The sequence below is a fragment of the Kribbella kalugense genome (assembly GCF_004365875.1).
GTDB lineage: Bacteria > Actinomycetota > Actinomycetes > Propionibacteriales > Kribbellaceae > Kribbella > Kribbella kalugense.
The window spans coordinates 761,061-785,011 of record NZ_SODF01000002.1; the positions used below are offsets into that span (position 1 = coordinate 761,061).

Annotated in this window: 27 protein-coding genes and 1 pseudogene; 15 read left to right on the forward strand and 13 right to left on the reverse strand. The window is 67.8% G+C overall.

All coding sequences use genetic code 11. The annotated features are described in order from the left end of the window. The first annotated feature begins 25 nt into the window (after nucleotides 1-25). Entirely contained in the window at nucleotides 26-448 is a 423-nt protein-coding gene (locus tag EV650_RS21300) for a MarR family winged helix-turn-helix transcriptional regulator (protein WP_134120797.1), read from the forward strand. Here the strand turns inward: EV650_RS21300 and EV650_RS21305 are convergent. Beyond that, nucleotides 430-1,056, reverse strand: coding sequence for a TrmH family RNA methyltransferase (locus EV650_RS21305; RefSeq protein ID WP_134122593.1), 627 nt, complete (start codon nucleotides 1,054-1,056; stop codon nucleotides 430-432). The genes EV650_RS21300 and EV650_RS21305 overlap by 19 nt on opposite strands. 78 nt (nucleotides 1,057-1,134) lie before the next feature. Here EV650_RS21305 and EV650_RS21310 point away from each other — a divergent pair, with 78 nt between their 5' ends. Then, nucleotides 1,135-1,842: a DedA family protein gene (locus tag EV650_RS21310; RefSeq protein WP_238174357.1), complete on the forward strand. Its 708-nt coding sequence runs from the start codon at nucleotides 1,135-1,137 to the stop codon at nucleotides 1,840-1,842. A 3-nt stretch (nucleotides 1,843-1,845) separates the two neighbouring features. Here EV650_RS21310 and EV650_RS21315 read toward each other — a convergent pair whose 3' ends face one another. The 8 genes and pseudogenes from EV650_RS21315 to EV650_RS21340 form a co-directional block, all read right to left on the reverse strand. Beyond that, nucleotides 1,846-2,235: a hypothetical protein gene (locus EV650_RS21315; RefSeq protein WP_238174358.1), complete on the reverse strand. Its 390-nt coding sequence runs from the start codon at nucleotides 2,233-2,235 to the stop codon at nucleotides 1,846-1,848. Nucleotides 2,236-2,337: 102 nt separating this feature from the next. Further along, entirely contained in the window at nucleotides 2,338-4,656 is a 2,319-nt protein-coding gene (locus EV650_RS21320) for an ATP-binding protein (RefSeq protein WP_238174359.1), read from the reverse strand. A gap of 3 nt (nucleotides 4,657-4,659) precedes the next feature. Then, nucleotides 4,660-4,863: pseudogene (locus EV650_RS41110) on the reverse strand (BTAD domain-containing putative transcriptional regulator); the annotation flags it as partial. Beyond that, nucleotides 4,767-5,318: an AfsR/SARP family transcriptional regulator gene (locus EV650_RS41115; RefSeq protein WP_238174360.1), complete on the reverse strand. Its 552-nt coding sequence runs from the start codon at nucleotides 5,316-5,318 to the stop codon at nucleotides 4,767-4,769. The gene EV650_RS41115 and the pseudogene EV650_RS41110, both read right to left, overlap by 97 nt. Nucleotides 5,319-5,536: 218 nt before the next feature. Then, nucleotides 5,537-6,382 carry a LemA family protein gene (locus EV650_RS21325; protein ID WP_134120799.1) on the reverse strand — a complete coding sequence of 282 codons (846 nt, stop codon included), beginning with the start codon at nucleotides 6,380-6,382 and terminating at the stop codon, nucleotides 5,537-5,539. A 37-nt stretch (nucleotides 6,383-6,419) separates the two neighbouring features. Beyond that, nucleotides 6,420-7,148 carry a DUF3137 domain-containing protein gene (locus EV650_RS21330; protein ID WP_134120800.1) on the reverse strand — a complete coding sequence of 243 codons (729 nt, stop codon included), beginning with the start codon at nucleotides 7,146-7,148 and terminating at the stop codon, nucleotides 6,420-6,422. Further along, a complete protein-coding gene (gene pyrE / locus EV650_RS21335) occupies nucleotides 7,148-7,693 on the reverse strand; it encodes an orotate phosphoribosyltransferase (RefSeq protein ID WP_134120801.1) in 546 nt (181 codons plus the stop codon). The genes EV650_RS21330 and pyrE overlap by 1 nt, the downstream gene beginning before the upstream one ends. A gap of 28 nt (nucleotides 7,694-7,721) precedes the next feature. Next, the gene (locus EV650_RS21340; RefSeq protein ID WP_134120802.1) at nucleotides 7,722-8,342 is read right to left on the reverse strand and encodes a class E sortase; all 621 of its coding nucleotides are present in this window, start codon (nucleotides 8,340-8,342) and stop codon (nucleotides 7,722-7,724) included. 84 nt (nucleotides 8,343-8,426) lie between these two features. Between EV650_RS21340 and tdh the strand changes: the two genes are divergently transcribed. From tdh to EV650_RS21365, 5 genes are all read left to right on the forward strand, one after another. Beyond that, complete coding sequence (gene tdh, locus EV650_RS21345; RefSeq protein ID WP_134120803.1) at nucleotides 8,427-9,476, forward strand: L-threonine 3-dehydrogenase; 1,050 nt, start codon at nucleotides 8,427-8,429, stop codon at nucleotides 9,474-9,476. Further along, on the forward strand, nucleotides 9,476-10,660 hold the full coding sequence (locus tag EV650_RS21350) for a glycine C-acetyltransferase (RefSeq protein WP_134120804.1): 1,185 nt from the start codon (nucleotides 9,476-9,478) through the stop codon (nucleotides 10,658-10,660). Before tdh ends, EV650_RS21350 begins: the two co-directional genes overlap by 1 nt. Before the next feature lie 80 nt (nucleotides 10,661-10,740). Then, nucleotides 10,741-11,322, forward strand: a complete 582-nt coding sequence (locus EV650_RS21355; RefSeq protein WP_134120805.1) for a hypothetical protein — start codon at nucleotides 10,741-10,743, stop codon at nucleotides 11,320-11,322. Between the two features lie 31 nt (nucleotides 11,323-11,353). Further along, nucleotides 11,354-12,439, forward strand: coding sequence for a winged helix DNA-binding domain-containing protein (locus EV650_RS21360; RefSeq protein WP_134120806.1), 1,086 nt, complete (start codon nucleotides 11,354-11,356; stop codon nucleotides 12,437-12,439). A gap of 62 nt (nucleotides 12,440-12,501) precedes the next feature. Then, nucleotides 12,502-13,326, forward strand: a complete 825-nt coding sequence (locus EV650_RS21365) for an aldo/keto reductase (protein ID WP_134120807.1) — start codon at nucleotides 12,502-12,504, stop codon at nucleotides 13,324-13,326. A gap of 126 nt (nucleotides 13,327-13,452) precedes the next feature. Here the strand turns inward: EV650_RS21365 and EV650_RS21370 are convergent, their stop codons facing one another. Beyond that, nucleotides 13,453-14,346 (reverse strand): LysR family transcriptional regulator, encoded by an 894-nt coding sequence (locus tag EV650_RS21370; protein WP_134120808.1) that lies wholly within the window; start codon nucleotides 14,344-14,346, stop codon nucleotides 13,453-13,455. A gap of 98 nt (nucleotides 14,347-14,444) precedes the next feature. On the opposite strand from EV650_RS21370, the gene EV650_RS21375 reads away from it, so the two are divergent. Together EV650_RS21375 and EV650_RS21380 are read left to right on the forward strand one after the other, a co-directional pair. Next, entirely contained in the window at nucleotides 14,445-14,840 is a 396-nt protein-coding gene (locus EV650_RS21375; protein ID WP_134120809.1) for a hypothetical protein, read from the forward strand. Next, a complete protein-coding gene (locus tag EV650_RS21380) occupies nucleotides 14,797-15,696 on the forward strand; it encodes a LysR family transcriptional regulator (RefSeq protein ID WP_134120810.1) in 900 nt (299 codons plus the stop codon). Before EV650_RS21375 ends, EV650_RS21380 begins: the two co-directional genes overlap by 44 nt. A 55-nt stretch (nucleotides 15,697-15,751) precedes the next feature. On the opposite strand, the gene EV650_RS21385 is transcribed toward EV650_RS21380, so the two are convergent. After that, a complete protein-coding gene (locus EV650_RS21385; RefSeq protein WP_134120811.1) occupies nucleotides 15,752-16,423 on the reverse strand; it encodes an NAD(P)-dependent oxidoreductase in 672 nt (223 codons plus the stop codon). Between the two features lie 80 nt (nucleotides 16,424-16,503). Between EV650_RS21385 and EV650_RS21390 the strand changes: the two genes are divergently transcribed. Further along, nucleotides 16,504-17,148: a TetR/AcrR family transcriptional regulator gene (locus tag EV650_RS21390; RefSeq protein WP_134120812.1), complete on the forward strand. Its 645-nt coding sequence runs from the start codon at nucleotides 16,504-16,506 to the stop codon at nucleotides 17,146-17,148. On the opposite strand, the gene EV650_RS21395 is transcribed toward EV650_RS21390, so the two are convergent. Beyond that, nucleotides 17,099-17,866 (reverse strand): SDR family NAD(P)-dependent oxidoreductase, encoded by a 768-nt coding sequence (locus EV650_RS21395; protein ID WP_134120813.1) that lies wholly within the window; start codon nucleotides 17,864-17,866, stop codon nucleotides 17,099-17,101. The genes EV650_RS21390 and EV650_RS21395 overlap by 50 nt on opposite strands. A gap of 56 nt (nucleotides 17,867-17,922) precedes the next feature. Here EV650_RS21395 and EV650_RS21400 point away from each other — a divergent pair, with 56 nt between their 5' ends. The 4 genes from EV650_RS21400 to EV650_RS21415 all read left to right on the forward strand — a co-directional run bounded on the left by EV650_RS21400 (nucleotide 17,923) and on the right by EV650_RS21415 (nucleotide 21,807). After that, complete coding sequence (locus EV650_RS21400) at nucleotides 17,923-18,564, forward strand: pyrimidine 5'-nucleotidase (protein ID WP_134120814.1); 642 nt, start codon at nucleotides 17,923-17,925, stop codon at nucleotides 18,562-18,564. Nucleotides 18,565-18,658: 94 nt separating this feature from the next. Next, complete coding sequence (locus EV650_RS21405; protein ID WP_134120815.1) at nucleotides 18,659-19,357, forward strand: FadR/GntR family transcriptional regulator; 699 nt, start codon at nucleotides 18,659-18,661, stop codon at nucleotides 19,355-19,357. Next, nucleotides 19,354-19,782 (forward strand): GNAT family N-acetyltransferase, encoded by a 429-nt coding sequence (locus EV650_RS21410; protein WP_134120816.1) that lies wholly within the window; start codon nucleotides 19,354-19,356, stop codon nucleotides 19,780-19,782. Before EV650_RS21405 ends, EV650_RS21410 begins: the two co-directional genes overlap by 4 nt. Before the next feature lie 72 nt (nucleotides 19,783-19,854). Then, complete coding sequence (locus EV650_RS21415) at nucleotides 19,855-21,807, forward strand: glycosyl hydrolase family 28-related protein (protein WP_134120817.1); 1,953 nt, start codon at nucleotides 19,855-19,857, stop codon at nucleotides 21,805-21,807. 43 nt (nucleotides 21,808-21,850) lie between these two features. Here EV650_RS21415 and EV650_RS21420 read toward each other — a convergent pair whose 3' ends face one another. Beyond that, nucleotides 21,851-23,404, reverse strand: coding sequence for an MFS transporter (locus EV650_RS21420; RefSeq protein WP_202874795.1), 1,554 nt, complete (start codon nucleotides 23,402-23,404; stop codon nucleotides 21,851-21,853). A 112-nt stretch (nucleotides 23,405-23,516) separates the two neighbouring features. Between EV650_RS21420 and EV650_RS21425 the strand changes: the two genes are divergently transcribed. Then, a complete protein-coding gene (locus EV650_RS21425) occupies nucleotides 23,517-23,948 on the forward strand; it encodes a MarR family winged helix-turn-helix transcriptional regulator (RefSeq protein WP_134120818.1) in 432 nt (143 codons plus the stop codon). The last annotated feature ends 3 nt before the right edge of the window (nucleotides 23,949-23,951 follow it).

A 23,951-nucleotide genomic window follows, 5' to 3' on the forward strand; every position in this document is an offset into this window, starting at 1 on the left:
AGCCTCAACACCGAAGGGATAGTACATGGAAGCTTATGAGACAGCAGTCCAACTGCGGCGGGCCAGTACGCGGCTGGCGTTGCGGTTGCGAGCCGAGCGGGCGGCTGACGGCCTCGGCAGTACGGGCGTCGCCGTGCTGGGGCAGCTGCATCGGCGAGGGGCTTTGACCGCGAGTGAGATCGCGTCGGCCGAGCGGATGCAGCCGCAGTCGTTGACGCGAGTACTGGCGAGTCTCGAGGAGCAGGGGCTGATCGCGCGGGAGCAGGACACGCAGGACCGGCGCCGGCACACGATCGAGCTGACCGACCGCGGACGGCAGTTGCTCAAGGAGCACATGAGGACGTCCGATGACTGGCTGGCCGAGGCGATCGAACAACGCCTCAATCCGACCGAACGCGCCGTACTGCAACTAGCAGCAGGGATCCTCGATCAGCTGCTCGACGGCTGACCGAAGGTATGCCGACGGATCCACGCGTGCATCGCGATCGCGGCGGCCGCGCTCGCGTTGATGGATCGAGTCGAGCCGAACTGCGCGATCGACAACACCGCACTGCAGATCTCATGAGCCCCAGCCGTCAGCCCAGGCCCCTCCTGCCCGAACAGCAGCACGCAGCCACGCGGCAGATCGAACGTCTCCAACGGCACCGACCCCGGCAGGTTGTCGATCCCGATGACGGGCAGCCCATGCGAGGCGGCGTACGACGCCAGGTCGGCAAGCTCGGGCTGGTGGCGGACGTGCTGGTACCGGTCGGTGACCATCGCGCCCCGCCGGTTCCACTTCCGGTTGCCGACGATGTGGACCTCCTCGGCCAGGAACGCGTTCGCAGTCCGGACGACCGAGCCGATGTTGAGGTCGTGCTGCCAGTTCTCGATCGCGACGTGGAACGGGTTCCGCTGCCGGTCCAGGTCCTCGACGATCGCCTCGAGCTTCCAGTACCGGTACTTGTCCACGACGTTGCGCCGATCGCCGTCCGCGAGCAGTTCCGGATCCAGCCGCGGGTCGTCCGGCGGGTCGCCGATCCACGGTCCGACCCCGACCTCGCTCGGCCCGACCATGTCCGCTCCCCGGAGGTCCTGACCGGGGCGATCCTCGCTGCTCAGCTCGTGCACAGGTTGGGACGCTACCCTGTGGCCGTGCTTCCTATTGTCGCGATGCTGATGCCGAACTGGATGAACCCGGAGTACCTGCTGAACTGGCTGGGTGACTGGGCTCTCTGGGGAACGCTGATTGTGGTGTTCATCGAGTGCGGGGTGTTGTTCCCGATCCTGCCCGGTGACTCACTGCTGTTCGCCGTCGGCCTGTTCATCGCGCAGGGCACTATTCACGTCCCGCTGTGGCTGGCCTGCGTCCTGCTGACCATCGCCGCGTTCCTCGGCAACGTGTCCGGCTACTACATCGGCCGATTCCTCGGTACGTCGCTGTTCAAGAATCCGAACGCCCGGATCCTCAAACCGAAGTACATCGAGCAGACGCACGACTTCTTCGAGCGGTACGGCCCGCGGGCGCTGGTGATGGCCCGGTTCGTGCCGATCGTCCGGACGTTCATCACGATCGTCGCCGGCGCCGGCCGGATGGACCCGCGGAAGTTCTTCCTGTGGACCGGAGTCGGCGCGGTGATCTGGGCCCCGGGCATCACGCTGCTCGGGCACGCGCTCGGCAACGTCGAGTTCATCCACAAGAACCTCGAGGCCGCGCTGGTCCTGCTGGTGCTGATCTCGCTGATCCCCATGGTCGTCGAGTACTTCCTCGCCAAGCGCCGCAACCGCAACAACACAGGCAGCTCAGGCGGATCAGCCGCCGCGAAGCACGCTGCGCCGAAGCACGCCGTACCCAACGACTGAAGGTCAGTGGCCGAACGGGAAGTGCGGGTCTGACCACACGCAGTCGGTGCTGAGCAAGGACAGCTCGGCGATCTCGACCGGGCCGGTCAGCAGCGGGCCGACGACCTGACCGGATCCGAGTGAGCACGCCACCCGGATCCGGTCTGCCGCCTGGTACCAGACCAGCGCCCCCCGTGGCGCCGCCCCTTCACGGAGCAGGTCGTGGTGGTCGAGCCAGCCAACCGCATCGGCCGCGTCGTGCCAGCCGCTGTCGTGCGCATAACCGAATGCCATCCGCTGGAACTTCAGCGGCCAGTCCTGCCAGGCCGCCGAACCGACGCGTTCCAGCTGCCAGTTCAGCGCCGCCTCGGAATCCCGCGGGTTCGCCACCCGCGGAACGATCCGGCGCTCCACGGCAACCTCCCCCCAGGCCATAGGTTTCCCCCGATCCCCGTCCTCGGCCGGTGTGCCGTGGCATGAGGAGATCTTGGCTGAGGCGAATACAGCCGCCGTACATTAACCGGCTGCGGCGCCCGCTTCGGTTCCGGCCAGCATCCGGCGGCAGTCCGCCGCCGCGGCCTCGTTGCCCGCCTGCTGCCACACGCGCGCGGCGCGTTCGAGGGTACGGCGGGCGTGGTCGAGGCTGCCCGTGGACAGGTAAAGCTCGCCGAGGTGCTGCGCCGCGGCGCCCTCGACGCTGCGATCGCCGAGCCGGTGACCGATGTCGATCGCGTCCAGCAGCATCTTCCGGGCCGCGGCCACCTCACCGCGCTCCATCAGCGCCTGCCCGAGCAGCGCCCGGGTGTACGCCGCGCAGTGGTCGTCACCCATCCCGTCGAAGATCGCCAGCGCCTTCCGCAACTGCCGTACCGCGTCGTCGTGCCGCCCTTGATGGACCCGGAGATCCGCGATCCGTCGCCGTACCTTTGCCTCGCGGTGCGCGTCCACCCGCCGGACGGCGATTAGGAACGCCTGGGCCAGGTAGCGCCGGGCGGTGACCAGGTCGCCGCGAGCCAGCCAGACATTGGCGGCCGCCGTCCGGGCAAGCGCCTCCGCATTCGCGTTGCCGTCCTCGACGAATGCCTCGATCGCCTTCTCGTACTGCGCGAGCCCTTCGTCGCGCTGCCCACGTTCCCGCAACCAGGTGCCGAGTCCGACTGCAGCGATGCCTTCACCGAGCCGGTCGCCGACCTCGGCGAACAGCTGAGCGGCCGCGTCGAAGTGCCGCCGCGCGGTCTCCCAGTCGTCCTGGTACACGGCCAGCTGGCCAAGGTTCCGGTGCATGATCGCCTCGCCGTGGCGGTCCCCGCACTCGATCGCGCTCACCAAACCCTGCTGGTGCGAGCCGTTCCAGTCGTCGAACCCGGCTCGCATGTCCAGGTACGGCCCCCACGCCGCCGCGATCCGCCAGGCGTAGTCGTGCAGCCCGTTCTGCGCCGCGGCCCGGATCGCCGGCACGAACGTACTGCGTTCGCTGTCGAACCAGGCGACCGCATCGGTCTCGGTGAACGGCGACGGATCTGGCGCCGTCAGCGGTCCGGTGTGCTCGAGAACGCCGAAGTACTCGAAGGACATGGCGTTGTTGGCCCGCCGGATCTTGTTCAGGATCGCGTCGACCACGGTCTCGACGTCCCGGACCGCCTGCGCCTTCTGCTCGTCGTCGCCAACCCCGAGCGCGTGCAGCCGCAGTAGGTCGTGGACGCGGTAGCGCGCCGTACCGCGGTGGTCGACCGAGCTGATCCGGACCAGGTTGACCTCGATCAGCCGGTCCAAGCTCCGCCGTACCGCGGCCGGTGATGCGACCGCTTCCAGGGCACGCGCCGAGAAGACGCCGACCGCGAAGTGGCCAATCAGCCGGTACAGCCTGGCCTCCTCCGGGCTGAGCGCGTCGTAGCTCAGGTCCGCACTGGTCCGTACGGCGAGCTCACCGATGCTCAACTCGTCCAGCCGCGACGTCTCGTCCCGCAACCGCCGCGCCAGCTCCCGCGCACTCAGATCAGGCCGCTGCGCCAGCCGGCTGCCGACGATCCGGATCGCGAGCGGCAGGTTCCCGCACGCGGACAGGATCTCCTCGGCCTCCGGCGACGACCCGTCGATCCGCCCGGACCCAGCAACCGACGACAGCAGTACGGCGGCCTCGCGGTCGTCGAACGTGTCGAGCGGCAGGCTGTCCGCCCCGGCCAGGTCCATCAGCCGGTTCCGACTGGTCACTACTACTGCCGACGCGCCAGTACCGGGCATCAGCGGCGTCACCTGACCGGCGGTCGCCACGTCGTCGAGGATGATCAGCACCCGACGGCTGGCCAGCTCGGACCGCAGCATCGCGGACCGCCGCTCCGGGTCGGTAGGGATCGCGTGGTTGGGCAGGTTGAGGCTGACCAGCAGATCGGTCAGTGCGGTGGCCGGATCGCGCGGGTGCGTCGCGCCGTGCATGTCCAGGTAGATCTGCCCGTCCGGGAAGTACTCCCGGACCAAATGGCCCAGCCGTACGGCCAGCGACGTCTTCCCGGTCCCCGGTGCACCGGAGACGACAGCTACCGGAGGCCGCACCGGGTCACGGCCGCAGACCAAGTCGCGCAGCTGCTCCAGGTGCTCCTGCCGCCCACTGAAGTCGGCCAGGTCGAGCGGAAGCTGGCTGGGCGGTCGCAGCGGATCGGTGAGCTCCGGTGCCGCATACAGACCGGACTGGGTCTCCGGCTCCGGGCGTTCCGTGATCCGAGCTGACGGGATACCTGGATTCGGCCAGTTGGCGGAGCGGCCGTTCTCGGCCCGGGCACCGGCCGCCTCCAGCTCCGGACCAGGCTTGATGTCCAGCTCGTCGGCGAGCGTCAGCACTGCCTTCTGGTACGCCGCTCGCGCGTCACCGACCCGACCGGCCGCGAGCAGCGCGTCGACCAGACGGCGCCACAGCTGTTCGTCGTACGGATCGTCGGTGAGGCGGGCGCTCAGTAGTACAGCCGCACCACTCGCGTCGCCGTACTCGAGCCGCAGGTCCAGCAGGCTGTCGACCAGGCCGCGGTGCTGCGCTTCCAGGCGGGCGATCGAGCCCTCCCACGCGCCGGCATCGGCAGGTCCTCCAGTGGGCGACCGCGCCAGAGCGAGTGCGCGCGGGACAGGACCTGCATTGCCTGGCGGCCGTCACCGGCGTCCCGCAGGTGACCGCCCTCGGCCAGCAGCGACTCGAACAGGCTGGCGTCGAGCTCGTCGACGCCCACCTCGATGCTGTAGCCCGCGGCGGACGTGTCGATCGGCGCTGGCAGCCCGGCGTCTTGCAGCACGCCACGCAGGGCGCGGACGTACGTCCGGATGTTCGCGGTGGCCGACCGCGGCGGACTGCTCTCCCAGAGCGCGTCAGCGATCAGATCGGTCGAGACGAACCGGTTCGGGTGCAGCAGCAGAGTGGCCAGCAGTTGGCGCGGTTTGGCGGCCTTGAGCGGCTGGCCCTGGACGTGGACAAGCCGCAGAGGTCCGAGGATCGCGTACCTCAGACTGTCCACTCGTCCGACCTCTCCACTCTGGAACCGGCCTATCGTGTCATCCGGCCGCACCCGGCGGGAAGGCCGATGTACGCCGGATGTATCTCACTGCGGCACTGTTGACTTCAGGTACCGGGGGGAGGGCAGACCCGGGCGTGGCGACTTGACCGCCGTCACTCCGGGTCTGGCACTGGGAGAGAGTCCAGGATCGGGGGTCCTGGACTACGGGGAACCGGTGCCTACTGGCCACCGGTGAATGGCGGCTGTCCGTCCTGTGGCGCGGGGGAACCCGCAGGCGGGCCGCCCACCGGTGGCTCTCCCTGCCCCTGGTACTGCCCCGGCGGCGGGTACTGACCAGGCTGGCCCTGGTACGGCGGCTGCTGGTAGCCACCCGGGATCTGCTGCGGCGGGGCCTGGTAGTTGCCCTGGTCCCCCGGCATCTGCGGGTGGATCTGGCCCGACGACGGCGCACCCGGCTGCATCTGCGGCGGCGCCTGCTCACCGGCGACCGACCCGATCGTGCCGAACGAGACCTGCGGGACCGCGCGGACCTGCTCGTCCTTGACCTCGAAGTACCCGGCCTTCTCGAACTTGAAGCTGTTCGCGATGACGTTCGACGGGAACGCCTCGATCCGGGTGTTGTAGTCGCCGACGTTCGCGTTGTAGAACCGGCGGCCGGCCGCGATCCGGTCCTCGGTGTCGGTCAGCTCGCGCTGCAGACCGAGGAAGTTCTGGTTCGACTGCAGCTGCGGGTACGCCTCGACCGAGATCATCATCTGACGCAGCGCGCCGGACAGCTCACCCTCCGCCGCGGCCCGCTGCTCCGGGTTCGCGCCCTGCACGTTGACCGCCTGGGTGCGGAGCCGGGCGACCTCCTCGAACACGTGCCGCTCGTGCGCGGCGTACGCGCGGACGGTCTCGACCAGGTTCGGGATCAGGTCGTACCGGCGGTGCAGCTCGACATCGATCTGCCGCCACGACTCCTGGATCAGGTTCCGTTGCTTGACGAACCGGTTGTACGACGTGATCAGCATGATCGCCAGAATCACGACGACCACAACGATCGCGATGATGACCCAAACCATTCCGAGCTCCCGAGTGTTGGCAGTGCTGCCAGCGACTCTACGGGTACCTGGGTCCGCTGGGAGGTTGCTGCGCGCGGGGGTCGACGCCGGCGTAGTCGCGCCAGACGTACGGCGGGACGTTCTCGAGGACCTGCTGGAGCAGGGCGAGACGGTTCATCACCTCGGCCGGGTCCTGGTTGCCCTTGTCCCAGCCGACCAGCGAGTTCCCCTCCACCCGCCAGCCGATCTCGCCGCGGGCCAGCAGCAGCTCCATCATCCGCGGCGTCACCACCGCGTGCCCGAACCGCTCGTCGTCGGCCTTGACCCGGAACGCGCGGTTGAACTGCTCGCTCTCGAACTGGATGTCGCGGAAACCGAACGCGTTCGCCACCGCGCCGCCGAAGATTCCCTCGTGCGTCACCTCGAGGTGCGGCAACGCGCCCGGCAGCTGCATCACCACCACGCCGTACCGGTGCGTCGTCGTCTGCCGGCGGCCCTTCCCATCGGTCGTGTGGGTGTCGTAGCTGTAGTCGAAGGCAACCATCGGCCGCCCGTTGAACGGACCGGACAGGACGTTCTTGACCCGCCAGTTGTCGCCGGTCTGGAACGGCGTACCGCCCCATTGACCGGCGAGCGAGTCGTTGGTCGGTACGTACGACCAGCCTTGCTGGGCAGCGAATCCGGCGAACAGCTCCCGCCGCTTCTTGGCCCGGTAGTAGTTGAAGTAGAAGAGACCGCCGCCGACCAGGACGGCCAGCAGGACGATCAGAAGGGTGCTGCCCTGCATCAGCCGAGACCCAGGTCGTCGAGACCGAACACGGCCCGGTACTCCAGGCCCTCCGACTCCACCTTCTCGCGCGCACCGGTCGCCCGGTCCACGATCACCGCGACCGCGACCACCTCGGCGCCGGCCTCGCGCAGTGCCTCGACCGCGGTCAGCACCGATCCCCCGGTCGTCGAGGTGTCCTCGACCGCGAGCACCCGCCGGCCCTTCACGTCCGGGCCCTCGATCCGGCGCTGCAGACCGTGCGTCTTCTCAGCCTTGCGTACGACGAACGCATCGAGCGACCGCCCGTCCTGCGCGGCCGCATGCAGCATCGACATCGCGACCGGGTCCGCGCCGAGCGTCAGCCCGCCGACAGCGTCGTACTCCAGATCCTTGGTCAGCTCGAGCATCGCCGGACCGATCAGCGGCGCGGCCGCAGCGTCCAGCGTGATCCGGCGCAGATCGACGTAGTAGTCAGCTTCCTTCCCCGAAGCCAACGTCACCCGCCCATGCACAATCGCCTTCCCCTTGACCTGCTCCAGCAGTCCGTCCCGGTCGTAGCTCATGAGCGTTGAGCTTAGAACACAGGTCAGCTCACGACTTCTTGCTGACCTTCACGAGCTGACCGAAGGCCACCGAGCGGTCTGGGGAGTGGAAGAGGTCTTGGCAGGTGGTGAGGGTGATGATCGACTTGGTCGCGGGCTGTTGGGGCTTGCCGGGGACCGGGTCGAGGACCCAGGTGTCGGTTGGTTTGACGGTGAGGTCGTGGGGTGAGCCGTCCAGTTCGTAGGTGTAGACGGCGTCGGCGGTCTCGACGATGACCTGGTCGCCCTTGCGGAGGTCGAGCAGCTTGCGGAACGGCGAACCGTGCGTGACCCGGTGTCCGGCGATCGCGAAGTTACCCGGCTGACCGGGTAGCTGGGTCTGCGGGTAGTGCCCGATCCCGCGGGCCAGATCGTCCGCGTCGACACCCTCCACGACCGGCTTCTCCCAGTCGGCGCCGAACTTCGGGATCCGGAGCAGTACGAACGGCTTCCCGGTCGACGGCTTCACGGCTCCGGGGGTCTTCCACTGATTACGCAGCGAGTTCTCGGCCTTGCCCATCTCATGATTCGCGCTGATGCCGGTCCCGAGGTACTGCCAACCAACCCAGCCAAGCAGCCCGAGCCCGGCCACCAACAGCACAATCCCGAGCCATCTGACTACTCCCCGCATGCGACCAAGTATGCAGTTGGGCTGTAAAGGCTGTGCACGTCGTGTCGATGGACGGGGATGGTTGCCCGGGACGACGATGTGGTCATGAAGGCACTGGTCAAGGCCGAGGCGAAGCCGGGTCTGTGGTTGCAGGACGTCCCCGAGCCGAAGATCGAGGCCGACGAGGTCCTGATCAAGGTGCTCCGGACGGGACTGTGCGGGACCGATCTGCACATCCAGAACTGGGACCCGTGGGCGCAGAAGAACGTGCCGGTGCCGATGGTGACCGGGCACGAGTTCTGCGGCGAGGTGGTCGAGGCCGGTGTCGGCGTACGCGACGTCGCGGTCGGTGACCTGGTCAGCGGCGAGGGCCACCTGGTCTGCGGCCGCTGCCGCAACTGCCGGGCCGGCCGACGGCACCTGTGCATCAAGACGCGCGGCCTGGGCGTCCACGTGCCGGGCGCGTTCGCGGAGTACGTCGCTCTGCCGGCGAGCAACGCGTGGGTCCACAAGGACCCGGTCGACCTGGATGTCGCCGCGATCTTCGATCCGTTCGGCAACGCCGTACACACGGCTCTGTCGTTCCCGCTGGTCGGCGAGGACGTGCTGATCACCGGGGCCGGTCCGATCGGGGTGATGGCGGCGGCGGTCGCGCTGCATGCCGGTGCGCGGAACGTGGTGATCACGGACCTCTCGGAGTACCGGCTCGACCTGGCCCGGAAGATCGGCGTCACCCGCGCGGTGAACGTGGCGGAGGAGTCGATCGCGGACGCGCAGCGGAGCCTCGGCATGCGCGAAGGGTTCGACGTCGGGATGGAGATGTCCGGGCAGCCGAGCGCGCTGCGGGACATGCTGGCGAACATGACGCACGGCGGGAAGATCGCGATGCTCGGCCTGCCGTCGGACGAGATCGCGATCGACTGGGGCACGGTGGTGCTCAACATGCTGACGATCAAGGGCATCTACGGGCGCGAGATGTTCGAGACCTGGTACTCGATGTCGGTGATGCTGGAACGCGGGCTGGACCTGACCCCGGTGATCACCCACCGGTTCGGGTACGGCGACTTCGAGCAGGCGTTCGACGTTGCGCGACAGGGGCAGTGCGGCAAGGTGATCATGGACTGGACAGCTGAGTCTCTGGAGGAGAAGCACTGATGTTCGGACGGATGCGCGACGACCTGACGGCGACCATCGGCGAGATCCGGGACGCCGGGCTGTACAAGTCCGAGCGGGTGATCACCTCACCCCAGCAGGCGCTGATTTCGGTTGCATCAGGCAACGAAGTACTGAACTTCTGTGCGAACAACTACCTCGGCCTGTCCGACCACCCGGAGGTCGTCGCCGCGGCGAAGGAAGCCCTTGACCGGTGGGGCTTCGGTCTGTCTTCGGTCCGCTTCATCTGCGGCACCCAGCAGATCCACAAAGACCTGGAAGGTGCCCTGAGCAACTTCCTCGGGACCGAGGACACGATCCTCTACAGCTCGTGCTTCGACGCGAACGGCGGACTCTTCGAGACCCTGCTGGGCGCTGAGGACGCGATCATCTCCGACGAGCTCAACCACGCCAGCATCATCGACGGCGTACGGCTCTCGAAGGCCAAGCGCTACCGCTACAAGAACCGCGACATGGCCGACCTCGAGACCCAGCTGAAGGACGCCGCCGACGCGCGGTACCGGCTGATCGCCACCGACGGTGTCTTCTCGATGGACGGGTACGTCGCTCCGCTCGACGAGATCTGCGACCTGGCCGAGCGATACGACGCCCTCGTGATGGTCGACGACTCGCACGCGGTCGGTTTCGTCGGCCCGGACGGCGCCGGTACTCCGTCACTGTTCGGCGTGAAGGACCGCGTCGACATCGTCACCGGAACCCTTGGCAAAGCACTCGGCGGCGCTTCGGGCGGCTATGTCTCCTCCCGCCGCGAAATCGTCGAGCTCCTCCGCCAGCGCTCCCGCCCGTACCTCTTCTCGAACTCGCTCGCCCCGTCGGTCACGGCCGCGTCGTTGAAGGCCCTGGAACTCATTGGCAGCTCCAGCGACCTCCGCGACAAGCTGGCCGCCAACACCAAGCTTTTCCGCACCAAGATGACCGAGGCCGGCTTCAACGTCCTGCCCGGCGACCACCCCATCTCCCCCGTCATGATCGGCGACGCCGCCGAAGCCGGCCGCCTGGCCGACAAACTCCTCGACCTCGGCATCTACGTCATCGGCTTCTCCTACCCCGTCGTACCCCAGGGCAAGGCCCGAATCCGAGTCCAACTCTCCGCCGCCCACTCCACCGAAGACGTCGAAAACGCCATCACCGCCTTCACGGAAGCCCGCACCGCACTGGCGGAGTAGTTCATTCGGTTGGGGTCGTGGGTGGGTGGGGTGGGAGGCGCCGTTAGGGTTGCCCGGGTCCGCCCTGGGTGAGGAGCTTTATGCGCCAGATGCTGGTCGTTGTCGGAGTAGTGGGTTTGATCTGCGTCGCCGGGTGCGGAGCGGACAACGGGCCGGCCGTGACGGCGCCTTCGCCCGCGTCGTCGAGTCTGGCGTCGGTGGTCCCGCCTGCGTCGGGTGGGGAGTATCCGCGTCCGACGCCGAGCGCTCCAGTGCTGCCGGCGGCGCCGACAGCACTGAGCATTGCGGCCGCAGGGGCGAAGTACCTGCAGCTCACCCGGCCGTACAACGTGGCGCTGGAGCGGTTCGAGAAGGCGGCGAACGGCAACATGTCGCTGACGACTCTGCAGGCGAGGGCCAAGGCGGTCGCCGCGGCGAACCTGGCCGAGTCCAAGGCGCTGGCGTCCGTGACCTGGCCCAGCAGGGTCTCGGTTCAGATCCGCGCCCTGGCGAAGGCGGACGCCACCGCCCGACCCCATTGGCTCCTGGTCGCCGCCGCCGGCAGCAAGTCCGAGATGTCTCGGCAGGTAGACCTCGCCACGACCGCGGGCGACAAGGCGCCTTCGGCCAAGATTCGCCAGCTCCTCAGCCTCCCGAAGTACGACGAGAAGGACTACAGCTGAACTTGTCGGTGTCGTGCGCAAGGATGCCTGCATGGTGGTTCTGAGTGCGAAGGCGGTCAATCGGGCGACGCTGGCTCGACAGTTGTTGCTGGCGCGGGAGGACACCTCCGCGGTTGACGTGGTGGGGCGGCTGGCGGGGATGCAGGGACAGGAGCCCAAGCATCCGTACGTCGGGTTGTGGTCGCGGATCGACGGGTTCACCGAGGCGGAGCTGGATGGCGCCGTCGCGGAGCGGGACGTTGTGCGGGCGACGATGTTCCGGGGGACCTTGCATCTGGTGACCGCCGCGGATTACCTGCGGTTCCGGGCGACGGTTGCGCCTGTGCTCGAGGCAGGGTTGAAGGTCTTGGCCGATCGCGGTGCGGGGCTGGAGCCGGACAAGGTGGTTGCGGCGGCCGGGAAGTTGCTGCTCAAAGAGCCGCTCACCTTCACCGAAGTGCGGGATGCCTTGCAGCAGCAGTTCTCTGACGTGAACGAGCGGGCGCTCGGGTTCTGCACACGGATGCTGGTTCCGCTGGTGATGTATCCGGCGGACGTGCGGTGGTCCTGGACGGCGAACTCGCGGTTCACGCCGGCCGAGGAGTGGATCGGGAAGAAGCTGCACAAGCGCGCCGAGGCCGCCGAGTTGGTGACGCGATACCTGGCCGCGTTCGGGCCGGCCACGCCGGCGGACTTCCAGACCTGGTCCGGCCTGCAGAAGGCGAAGCCGTTGTTCGACGGGCTCGAGCTGGAGACCTTTTCCGACGAGGCCGGCAAGACGATGTACGACGTACCGGATGGACCGCGCCCTGATCCGGAAACGCCGGCGCCGGTGCGGTTCCTGCCGGAGTTCGACAACGTGCTGCTGTCGCACGCGAAACGGGAGCGGATCATCGCGGACGAGCACAAGCCTGCCGTGTTCACGAAGAACCTCCGGGTCAAAGCGACGTACACCGTCGATGGTCTGGTCGCCGGGCTGTGGACAACCGAGAAGAAGCGTGGTGTGGCGACTCTCACGCTCACTCCGTTCGGCAAGATGTTGAAGAAGACGCAGGCCGAGCTTGAGCGGGAGGGCAGCGCGTTGCTCCGGTTCCTCGAGCCGGATGCCAAGTCCTACGAATTGGTTACTGCAGGTTAATGAGGTTGTTGTCACACGTCGGATGACTGGGCCAGAAACCCTTTGCCGGGTGGAATGGGTAGATGAGCACAGTCCCCTCCATCACTCTGGACAACGGCGTCGAGATCCCGCAGCTGGGCCTGGGGGTCTGGCAGGTCGAGGACGCGATCACCACCGACGTGGTGACCTCGGCGTTCGAGACCGGCTACCGGCACATCGACACGGCCGCGATCTACGGCAACGAGCGCGGCGTCGGGCGGGCGATCGCGTCATCCGGTATCCCGCGTGACGAGCTGTTCATCACCACCAAGCTGTGGAACAACGACCAGGGCTACGACAGCACGCTGGCCGCGTTCGACCAGAGCCTGGAGAAGCTCGGCCTCGAGTACGTCGACCTGTACCTGATCCACTGGCAGTCGTTGCAGCGGGACCTGTACATCGACACCTGGAAGGCGTTCGAGCAGCTGTACGCCGACAAGCGGGTGCGCGCGATCGGCGTTTCGAACTTCCACGAGCCCGCGCTGCGGCGGATCTTCGAGGAGACCACGATCCGGCCCGCGGTGAACCAGATCGAGCTGCACCCGGCGCTGCCGCAGGACGAACTGCGCGCGTTCAACGCCGAGAACGACATCGTCACCGAGGCGTGGAGCCCGCTGGCGTCCGGCGAGCTCCTGGGGAACCCTGCGCTGCAGTCGATCGGCGAGAAGTACTCCAAGTCGCCCGCGCAGGTGATGATCCGCTGGCACCTGCAGCTCGGCAACGTGGTCATTCCGAAGTCCGTCACCCCGAGCCGGATCAAGGAGAACTTCGAAGTCTTCGACTTCCGCCTCGACAACGACGACATGGCCACCATCGCCGACCTGGAATCCGGCAACCGAACCGGCGGCCACCCCGACATCTTCGGCTGAAGCATCACGCACCACACCCAGCCCACCCTCCGGCGGCGAACCCTCCAACTCAGTGGGCATCCCCTCAGCTGGAGGGTTGCCCACTGAGAATCTGAGGGGGCAACCCTCCAACTCAGTGGGCAAGCCTCACAGCAGGTCGAGGAAGCGGGACAGGACTGGGGAGCGGTTGTCGGGGGACCAGGCTACGGAGAGTTGCCAGGGTGGTAGGTCGTCGGACAACTCGCGGTAGACGACGGTGTCCGGGTTCGACGGGGGTGTCGGGCTGATCAGCAGGGAGATCCCGAGTCCGGCCGCGACCAGCGAGACGATGGTCTGTACGTCGGCCGCCTCCTGCTCGATTCGCGGTGTGAAACCGGCCGCCCGGCAGAAGCCGACGATCGTGTCGTGTACGGCGGGACCGCTCGGCCGCGAGTAGAACACGAACGGCTCGTCCGCCAACTCCGCCAACCGAAGCCGCTTCCGCCGAGCCAACCGATGCCGAGCCGGCAACACCACCACCAACGAGTCCTCCGCAACCACCCGCGAAGCCAACCCCGGCCCAAGCTGTACGGCGGCAGTCCCGCCAACCGCCGTACTCGGGCGTAGTAGGCCCACGTCGATGCGCCCATCGCGGAGGGCCTCCGTTTGGCGAAGGGTGGTTGAGGACTCGAGGTCGAGGACTACCTCGGGGTACGCCTGCCGGAAGGCGCTGAGGAGTCGTGGCAGGATCTCGAAGGTTGCCGACTGCACGAATCGCAGCCGCAACGTCCCCAGCTCACCGCGTTGCGTCCGCTGCGCCGCGCGTACCGCTTCGTCCGACCGTCTCAGCAAGTCCTGCGCCTCGGCCAGGAACGTCTCCCCCGCGGCCGTCAGCACGAACCGCCGCTTCACCCGAGCGAACAACTCCACCCCGAGATCGCGTTCCAGCGCAGCGATCTGCCGACTGAGCGACGGCTGGGTCAGATGCAGCCGCGTCGCCGCACGCCCCACGTTCATCTCGTCGGCCACCACCACGAACGACCTCAGCTGCCGCAGTTCCATCCCTCAATCATGCACCAGACACATCAACTCCGCGCAGAACTTTCATTGGACGTATCAACGTCCCGATTCCTACTGTCGAAGGGTCGAAAGGAACCACTGTGCAATACGTACCGTTCTCCGTGATCAAGTCGATCCACGCACAGACCCACTCCGCCACACCGAACGCCCCCGTCCGGCCCTATGTCCCGAAGCGCCACCCGATCCGCGACGCCGTACGCCGCTGGCAGCAGCGCCGCACGCCCGCCCCGGCAACCCCATCCGTCCCGGCCGCGCCGGCCACTCCGGTTGCGACGCCCGCCCCGCGCACCCTCGAGGTGAACCCGATCGGCTCCGCGGCCGAACGTGGCGGTGAGCTGACCCTGCTCGGCTCTGCGGCAGAACGCACCGTCGAGCTGACGCTGGTCCCCGCTGTGGCAGAAGGCGGGAGCGAGCTGTGCGAAGCTGACGTTCGTGATCGAGGTACGACGCCTGCGGGTGTTGCGCGCGCTTGCTGACCACGGGACCGTGACCGCGGCCGCCGAGGTACTGCACCTGACCCCCTCGGCGGTCTCGCAGCAACTGGCCGCGCTGGAGTCCGAGGTCGGCCAGGAGCTGCTCGAACGCCGCGGTCGGCGGGTCGCGATCACCTCCGCCGGCCGCCTGCTGCTCGAACACACCGACACGATCCTCGCCGAGGTCGAACGCGCCGAGGACGCGATGCGTCTACACGCGAACGGTGCCAATGGCGAGGTCCGCGTGGTCGCGTTCGCCACCGCGATCACCCTGCTGGTCGCGCCGGCTCTGACCCGGCTCCGCGAAACCACTCCTGGCCTCGACCTCGTCGTCCGCGACGCCGAAGGTCACCAGGGCATCACCCATCTGCTCGACGGCGACGCAGACCTCGCGATCGCGGTCGAGCACCGCGGCTCACCCCGTCCCGGCGACCGCCGCCTGGTCCGGATCCCCTTGTACGCCGAGCCTTTCGTCGCCGTCCTCCCACCGACGCACCCGGCCGCGGACCAGGACACGATCGACCTGGCGATGCTCACCGACGACGACTGGGTGATGACCGCGCCCGGCAATCCGATCCGCGACGTCGTCGTACTCGCCTGTGAACAGGCCGGCTTCCAGCCGCGGATCGTCCACCAGTCCGACGACTTCCGCGCAGTTGCGGCCCTGGTCGCGGCCGGTGGCGGGGTCTCGCTCGTCCCACGACTCGCCGTACCCGAGCCGACGCTCGCACTGATCCGCCCGTTGTCCGCGCCGGCCCCGACCCGCCGGGTGTACGCCGCCGTGCGCGCAAGCCGAGCCGATCACCCGCTGATCACCGCAACCCTCGCCGTCCTGACCGAGGTCGCCGAGAAGCTCTGAACGAGACCCGGCACCGATCAGCCGAGAAGCTCTGAGCGAGCGCCAACCATCAAGATCAGTTGGAGATCACCACCGTCTTCCGGATCAACTCGGCGTCGTCGACCGCCCCGAGCAGGTACGCCGCAACATCCGCCCGCGTCATCGAGAACCCACCCCGCACCGTCCCCTCGGTGTTGCTACGAAACGTCCCTTTCGCAGCACCATTCGTCAGCCGAGGCGGACAGGCAATGGTCCAATCCAGCGAGCTCGCCCCGACCAGCTCCTCCATCCGGCGAGCATCCGCAAACGACTCCCGCAGGATCCGTTGCAGGATCGGCTTCACCACGTACTTCGTCACCGGCCCATCCCCCGTGCTGTGAATCCCGGCCACACTCACCACCAGGAACCGTCGTACGCCGCTCTCACCCATGGCCCGCAAGATGCTCTGAGCACCGCCCGTCAGCACATCGCTCGCCCCTGACGGCCGCGGCCCGAGCGCGGACAGTACGGCGTCCTGTCCCTCGAGGACCGGCGCGATCGCCTGCGGATCCATCGCATCAGCCGTCACCACCTCGGCCAGCCCACCGGCGACCCCGGCCCGCGCTGCGACCAGTCGGAGCTCCGGCAACGCCACCTGCAGACTCGATCCCTCGCGCACGACCGCCGTCACCGCATGCCCGGCCGCCACACCCTGGCGCACCAGCTCGGTCCCGATCCGGCCGGACGCCCCGAACACCACCAGCTTCATCGTTGCCCCTCAAGGTTAGTAAACACTCACTCACCATGGTTAGTGAACACTCACCAACCTGTCAAGGTAGGCTCCCGAACATGGGGACCAGAGACGAGATCCTGGACGCGGCCGCAGAAGTTCTGCGGACACAGGGGTTCGCGCGGGCGACGACCAAGTCGATCGCCCAGGTCGCCGGATACTCCGAAGCCGCGCTGTACAAGCACTTCGCGGACAAGGCTGCGATCCTGCTCGCGGTCCTGCACGAGCGGATGCCCACGCTCCCCGGCTCACTCAAAGAGCTGATCGGCAGCCCCGGATCGGGGACGGTCGGTACCAACCTGACCAGGCTGACCCGGATCGCCGTCGACTTCTACATCGAGGGATTCCCGATCCTGGTCTCGCTGTTCTCGTCGCAGGACCTACTGACCGCACATCGCCGGCGGATGCAGGAATTGAACGCAGGACCGCACAAGGCGCAGGAAGGCCTGGTCCGCTACCTGCAGGAAGAGCAGAAGCTCGGCCGCGTCCGTCGTGCCGTCGATGTCGAAGCCGCTGCGGCGCTGCTCTTCGGCGCCTGCTTCCAGCGCGGCTTCGAGGTGAACTTCGCCGGCCTCACGCCGTCCAACGAGGAGCTCAACGCCTACGCCGGCGCGCTCAGCAGGACCCTCTACGAGTCCCTCCGCCCGATCCCGCTCAAGCGCGGCGTCGGCCGTCCAGGCCCACGGTCGAAACCCGCGCGATGAGCGCTCGCGGGATGAAGCGCGTCCCGGCAACGATCAGCTTGTAGCGGCGACTGGGGATCGAGATCGCCTTGCCGCGCATCAGGTCCTTCCAGGCCGCGTCGACCACGTCGGTCGCGTCCAGCCACATGAACGACGGGATGATCGTCTTGTCCATCCCCATCCGCTCGTGGAACTCGGTGTGCACGAACCCCGGGCAGAACGCCATCACCGCAACGCCCTTGGAGTGCAGCTCGACCGCAAGCCCGGCGGAGAAGCTCGTCACCCAGGCCTTGTGCGCGCTGTAGCTTCCCCGCTGCAGGAACCCGGCCACCGACGACACGTTGATCACCGCGCCCGACCCCCGCTCGATCATCGGAAGTACGGCGGCATGCGTAAGCCGCAGTACCACTCGGACGAGCAGGTCGAGCTGCTTCTCCTCGACCTCGATCGGGTTCGCCCAGAACGGCTTCTTCTGACCGAAGCCGGCGTTGTTCACCAGCACCTCGATCGGGCCGGTCCGGAACCGCTCCTCGACCCGGGCCAGATCATCGGAGTCGGTCAGGTCGGCGGCGAGTACCTCGCACTCGACACCGTGCAGCCGGGTGATCTCGGCGGCGACCTCCTTGAGGCGCGCCTCGTCCCGCGACACCAGCACGAGGTCGTACCCCTCCAGCGCCAGCTTGTCCGCGAACGCGCGGCCGATCCCGGTCGCCGGTCCGGTGACGAGCGCAGTCGGCATGTTCTCCGTCCTCCCGTAGGTACTACCGTCCTCAGTCTGTCACCTACCCTGGTCGAGTGCTGGCGGACATCGACACCTGGGTTCTCGATCTGGACAACACCCTCTACCCCGCCCGCTCCGCGCTGGCCGAGCAGCTCACGCACGGCATCCTGTCGACGATCGCGCAGTACTACGAGACCGACCTCGCCGGCGCCCGTCGAATCCAGTCCGAGCTGGTGGCCGAGTACGGCACCTCGCTGCGCGGCGCGATGGTGACCGGGACCATCGACCCGCACGAATTCCTCGACTTCGAGCGCCGCATCGACTACTCGGTGATCGGCCCGGATCCGCTCCTCGCGACCGCACTCGACGCACTCCCCGGCCGCCGGTACGTCTACACGAACGGCTCGGCGTACCACGCCGACCAGGCACTCAGCCGGCTCGGACTGACCGACTGCATCGACGGCGTCTTCGACATTCTGGCCGGCGAGCTGATCCCGAAGCCGTACGCCGAGAGCCTCGACGCGTTCCTCCAGTTGTACGACGTCGATCCCGCCCGGGCCGCGATGTTCGACGACCTCGAGGTCAACCTCGCGCTGCCGCACGAACGCGGGATGACCACGGTCTGGGTGACCGACGGGACGCCGTACGAACAGGTAGCCGAACGGCGATGGCGGACGGCTGACGTCCGGACCTTCCTGGCGACCCTTGACGTCTGATGAATCGCGCAGCAGCGCTGGCACTGTAGGCGGGACGGTGTCGGACGTGACCTGGAGTGGTCTGAGGACTTACTCTTCGGGGAGGAGGTGACGAATGGCTGCTACGGACAAGGCGCTGGCCGGTCTGCGTCAGATGATCGCGTCCGGCGAGCTCGGACCGAGGGCGAAGTTCCCGCCGGAGCCCGAGCTGTGCGAGCACCTGGGGGTGTCGCGCAGCTCGTTGCGCGAGGCGGTCCGGTCGCTGGCCGCGCTCGGCGTGATCGAGTCCCGGCACGGGTCCGGTACGTACGTCTCGGCGCTTGAACCGGCCGCGATCATCAGCCGGTTCTCGCTGTCGGTCGAGCTGATCCCGCTCGAAGGGCTGCTGGAACTACTCGAGGTACGCCGGGTGCTCGAGTCGCACGCGACCGCCGCCGCGGCCGCTCGTCAGGACCCGGAGCTCGCGGCCCAGCTGAGCGCGATCCTCGACCGGCTCGAGTCGACCACCGACGCGACCGAGATCCAGCAGCTCGATGCCGAGTTCCACGGCGCGATCTGCACGGCCGGCGGCAACTCGACGGTCACCGCGCTCACCGACGTGATTCGCGGCCGCGGCGGCCACTACCGGATCTTCGAGCCCGGCGCCGACTTCGACGCGATCAAGCAGACCAGCGACCGTGGCCACCGCGCGATCCTCTCCGCGATCACCAGCCGCGACCCCGCGGCCGCAGCCACCGCAGCCTCCGCCCACATCGCCCAAACCGAACTCTGGCTCCGAGCCCTCCGCCCGGTCCCCCAACCCGCCCTGCCATGACCTGGAACCTGCGCCCCGCCACACCAACCGACCTAGAGGACCTCGTCGAGCTCCGCGCTGTCGTCATGCGCCCAGACCTCGAACGTCTCGGCCGGTACGACGCACATCGGGTCCGGCAACGTCTGCGGGACTCGTTCGTCCCCGAGCACACCCGGATCATCGAGGTCGGCGGCGAGCTCGCCGGTTCGATCACCGTCCGGCCGGCCGACGACAAGCGATGGCTGGAGCACTTCTACCTCGCCCCGCATCACCAGGGCCAGGGCCTCGGCTCCGCAGTACTGCGCTCCGTCCTGGACCAGGCCGACGCGCCCGTCTGGCTGAACGTCCTCCAGGGCAGCCCAGCGCGCAAGCTGTACGAACGCCACGGCTTCGTCGTGGACAGCGAGGACCCGATCGACGTCTTCATGGTCCGGAAATTTCTCTGAGCTGTCGAGATCTTGCGCGACGATCGTCGTGTGCATAACCTCCAGACAATTCGTCCGGGAGGGGATCCGCCGATGTCTCGTACGCACTTGCTTGCGGTCGGCCTGACGACAGCACTCGTCGGTGCTCTGCTCACTTCTCAACCAGCCTCCGCACATCCAGCGCCGCAGATCACCCGGGCCGGGCTCAACCCCGCGCTCGTGACCGGCCGCGGCGCCGACGTACCGTTCGTCGAACAGGAGGCGGAGAACGCCGCCTTCACCGGCGAGAAGATCGGCCCGGGGCGTGACGCCTACACGTTGCCGGCAGAGGCCTCCGGGCGGACCGCCGTACGCCTGCAGCCCAAGCAGTACGTCGAGTTCACGCTCACCCGACCGGCCAACGCGCTGACGTTGCGGTACAGCATCCCGGACGCGCCGGGCGGCGGCGGAATCACCGCGCCGCTGGACGTTTCGGTCAACGGGAAGCACAAGCGGACGATGACGCTGACGTCGCAGTACGCCTGGCTGTACGGGATGTATCCGTTCTCCAACGACCCGAACGTCGACCCGATCCCGGGCTGGTGGAAGCCCGAACCGGACCCGGTCGCCAAGCCGTTCCGGCCGAACCACTTCTACGACGAGCAGCGCGTGATGCTGGACCGGACGTACCAGGCCGGCGATCGCGTCCGGTTCGCCGTACCGCGGACAACTGCGGCGGCGTGGACTGTGCTCGACGTCGCGGACTTCGAGCTCGTGAAGGCGCCGTTGAAGCAGCCGTCGAGGTCGCTCGATGTCCGGCTGTTCGGTGCGGACCCGACCGGACGGCGTGACGCTGCGCCCGCGATCGAGCGCACGATCGCTGCAGCTCAACGGATCGGTTGGTCGGTGTTCATCCCGGCCGGCACCTTCCAGGTCAACCGGCACATCGTCGTCGACAAGGTCACGATCCGCGGCGCCGGCAACTGGTGGACGATCATCAAAGGCAAGGTCCTCCCGCTCGCCCAGCCCGCGCCGGACCAGTCGGTGCACAGCGCGCCCGGGTTCTACGGCAAGTACGCCGCCGATGGTGGGAGTACCGGCGTACACCTGTCAGACTTCGCGATCGAGAGTGATGTCCGGGAGCGGATCGACACCGACCAGGTGAACGGTATCGGCGGTGCGATCGGCGGCGGCTCGACGATCGAGAACCTGTACCTGCATCACACCAAGGTCGGCATCTGGCTCGACGGCCCGATGAACGGTCTACTGATCCGCAACAACGTCATCACCGACGCGGTTGCCGACGGCATCAACCTGCACCTTGGTGTGTCCAACGTTCGTGCGACCAACAATTTCGTCCGCAACAGCGGCGACGACGGCCTGGCGATGTGGTCGGAGTCGAACACTTCCGGTCTGGTCAATCACGACAACGTTTACGACCACAACACTGTCCAGACCCCCGTGCTCGCGAACGACATCGCGATCTACGGCGGACGCGACAACGCGGTCACCGACAACCTGGTCGCGGACCCGATCCGCGAGGGCAGCACGCTGCACGCGGGCTCGCGGTTCAACGCGACGCCGTTCGAAGGGACGCTGACGTTCGCCCGGAACACCACGGTCCGCGGCGGTCCACGTGATCTCAACTGGGATATCGGCCTGGGCGCGATCTGGCTGTACGCCTTACAGTCCACGATGTCGGGGAAGATCGAGATCACCGACAGTTCGTTCCTGGACTCGACGTACAACGCGATGATGTTCGTCGTCGACTGGCCGGTGAAGGACGACTACGGGATCACCAACGTTGCCGTCCGCAACATCAAGGTCGACGGCACCGGGACGAACGTGGTGAACGCCCGGGTCGGTGGCGGGGCGACGTTCGAGAACGTCGACGCTCGGAACGTCGGTGCGCCGTTCGTCAACAACTGCGGCACGTTCCACTTCACCGGGACACCGGAGTTCGAGTTCCGGGACCTGGGCGGCAACGACGGCGGCTGGACCGGCGCGACGTGGTGCGAGGACCGCCCCGCCGTCGTACCGCCCCCGCCGCCGTCACCCTGGAACTAGGCGCCGTCGCCCTGGAACTAGGCGAACCGCCAGCCCATCACAATCACCCGATCTCGGCCGGTTCCTGCTTGGCGGCCTGCAGATTCGGCGATTGTGATGGCGTGGCGGTCCGGAACGCCCACACCAGCACGATCGCCCCGACCAGCACGATGCCCCCGGCGACCAACGCGGCGATGTGCATCGCGTGAACGAAGGCGTCGTTCGCGGTCTTCACCAGGTCGGGGCGGCCGAGGGTGCTCGCCACGTGTCGGGTCGCCTCGGCGGATTCGCCGGCGCCAGCCGGTAGACCGGTCAGCGAGGACGCGATCCGGTGCTGGTACGTCGACGAGACGACCGTACCGAGGATGGCGACACCGAGAACGCTGCCGACCTGGCGTAAGGCGTTGTTGACCGCCGAGCCGGCACCCATCCGATCCAGCGGAAGGGCTGCCATCACGGCCGCCGTGGTGGGTGCGGTGGTCATACCGATGGCCAGACCAACGAACTCACCGACTACGCCGATCCAGAACAGCGGGGTGTCTACGTCGTACAACAGATTGAGCCCGAAGCACGCGGCGAGCGTGAAGACCGCCGTACCCGAGACCCTGGCGACGCCGAACCGGGCTGCCAGTCGGGCGCCCAACTGTGAGCCGATGATGACACCGGTTGCGGCAGGCAACGACATCAGGCCGGCGTGCAGGGCGCTCATCCCGCGAGCGCCCTGCAGGTAGAAGGCGAGGTAGAAGCTCTGGCCAGTCAGCGTGAGGAAGACGACCGCCAAGGTGAAGTTGCCGGCCGCGAAACGGCGGTTCTTGAACAGGCGCGGGTCGAAGCTCGGCTGGTGTTCGCGCCACTCGGAGTAGACGAACCCGGCCAGCAGGACGAGACCGGCGATGATGCTGCCCCAGACCTGCCAGCGGTTCCAGCCACCTTGGTGGCCGCCTTCGATCAGCCCGTACGACAGACCGAGCAGACCGAGGGTGGACAGGCTGAGGCCGAGTGGGTCGAGACGGCGGCGCTGCGGGCTACGCGGATTCGGGAGGACGAGGGCGGCGCCGATCAGGCCGAACGCGACCAGCGGCAGGTTGATGGTGAAGACCGAGCCCCACCAGAAGTGGTCGATCAGCAGGCCGCCGAGCACGGGGCCGACGGCGACACCGACTCCCGCCGACGAACCCCAGACCGCGATCGCGGCGGCCCGCCGCTCCGGCGGGAAGGTCCAGCCGATGATCGCCATCGACGGCGGCATGATCAGCGCGCCACCGAGGCCCATGGTCGCGCGGGCCAGGATGAGCGCGGACGGTCCGGTCGCCCAGGCAGCCCACGCCGACGAGGCGCCGAAGATCAGCAGGCCGAGCATGAGTATGGTCCGGTGGCCGTAGCGGTCACCGAGCGCACCGGCCAGGAACAGCGCGGTGGCGAACAGCAGCGAATAGATGCCGACGGCCCACTGCAGCTGGCCGGGCGTGGCGCCGAGCCCGTTGACCGGGTCGGCGAGGCGTTCGAGAGCGATACCGAGGACGGTTGAGTCGATCCAGATCAGGACGGCCGAGACGACCAGGATCAGCAGAATGCGGCGTTGCCGGGTTGGGCTTACTTGGGGGTCGATCGCAGACACGAAGTCTCCTATGATTGACAGGACCCTGACGAGGTTTACATCGTCCTCGATTGACAGGAACCTGTCAATCTCCTTTTTCGTGTCTCTTCGCAGGCCGGGCAGAATGGGCAGCATGGACCCCTACCAGGACGACGGCTGTGTGACGTTCCTTGTCCGGCACGCCTGGCTGAGCATGCGTTCCGTGCTCGCCGAGGCGCTCGATGAGCACGGGCTGTCGGTGCAGCAGTACGGCACGCTGCTGTGCGTGCGGGAGGAGCCCGGCCTGACGGTCGCCGACGTCGGGCGGGTGGTCGGTACGACGCGGCAGTCCGCGAACGAGCTGCTCACCGGGATGGAGCGGGCCGGCCTGGTCGAACGGCGGCCGAACCCGAAGGACCGCCGTACCCAGCAGATCCACCTGACCAAGGCCGGCGCGGGCAAGCTGGCCGAGGCGACGCCGGCGATCCGCAAGGTCGAGGACGAACTCGAGGCGTCGTTCAGCAAAACCGACCGGGCCACCGCGCGAGCCTGGCTTGCGCACATGGTCACGGCGATCGAAGGTTGAGGG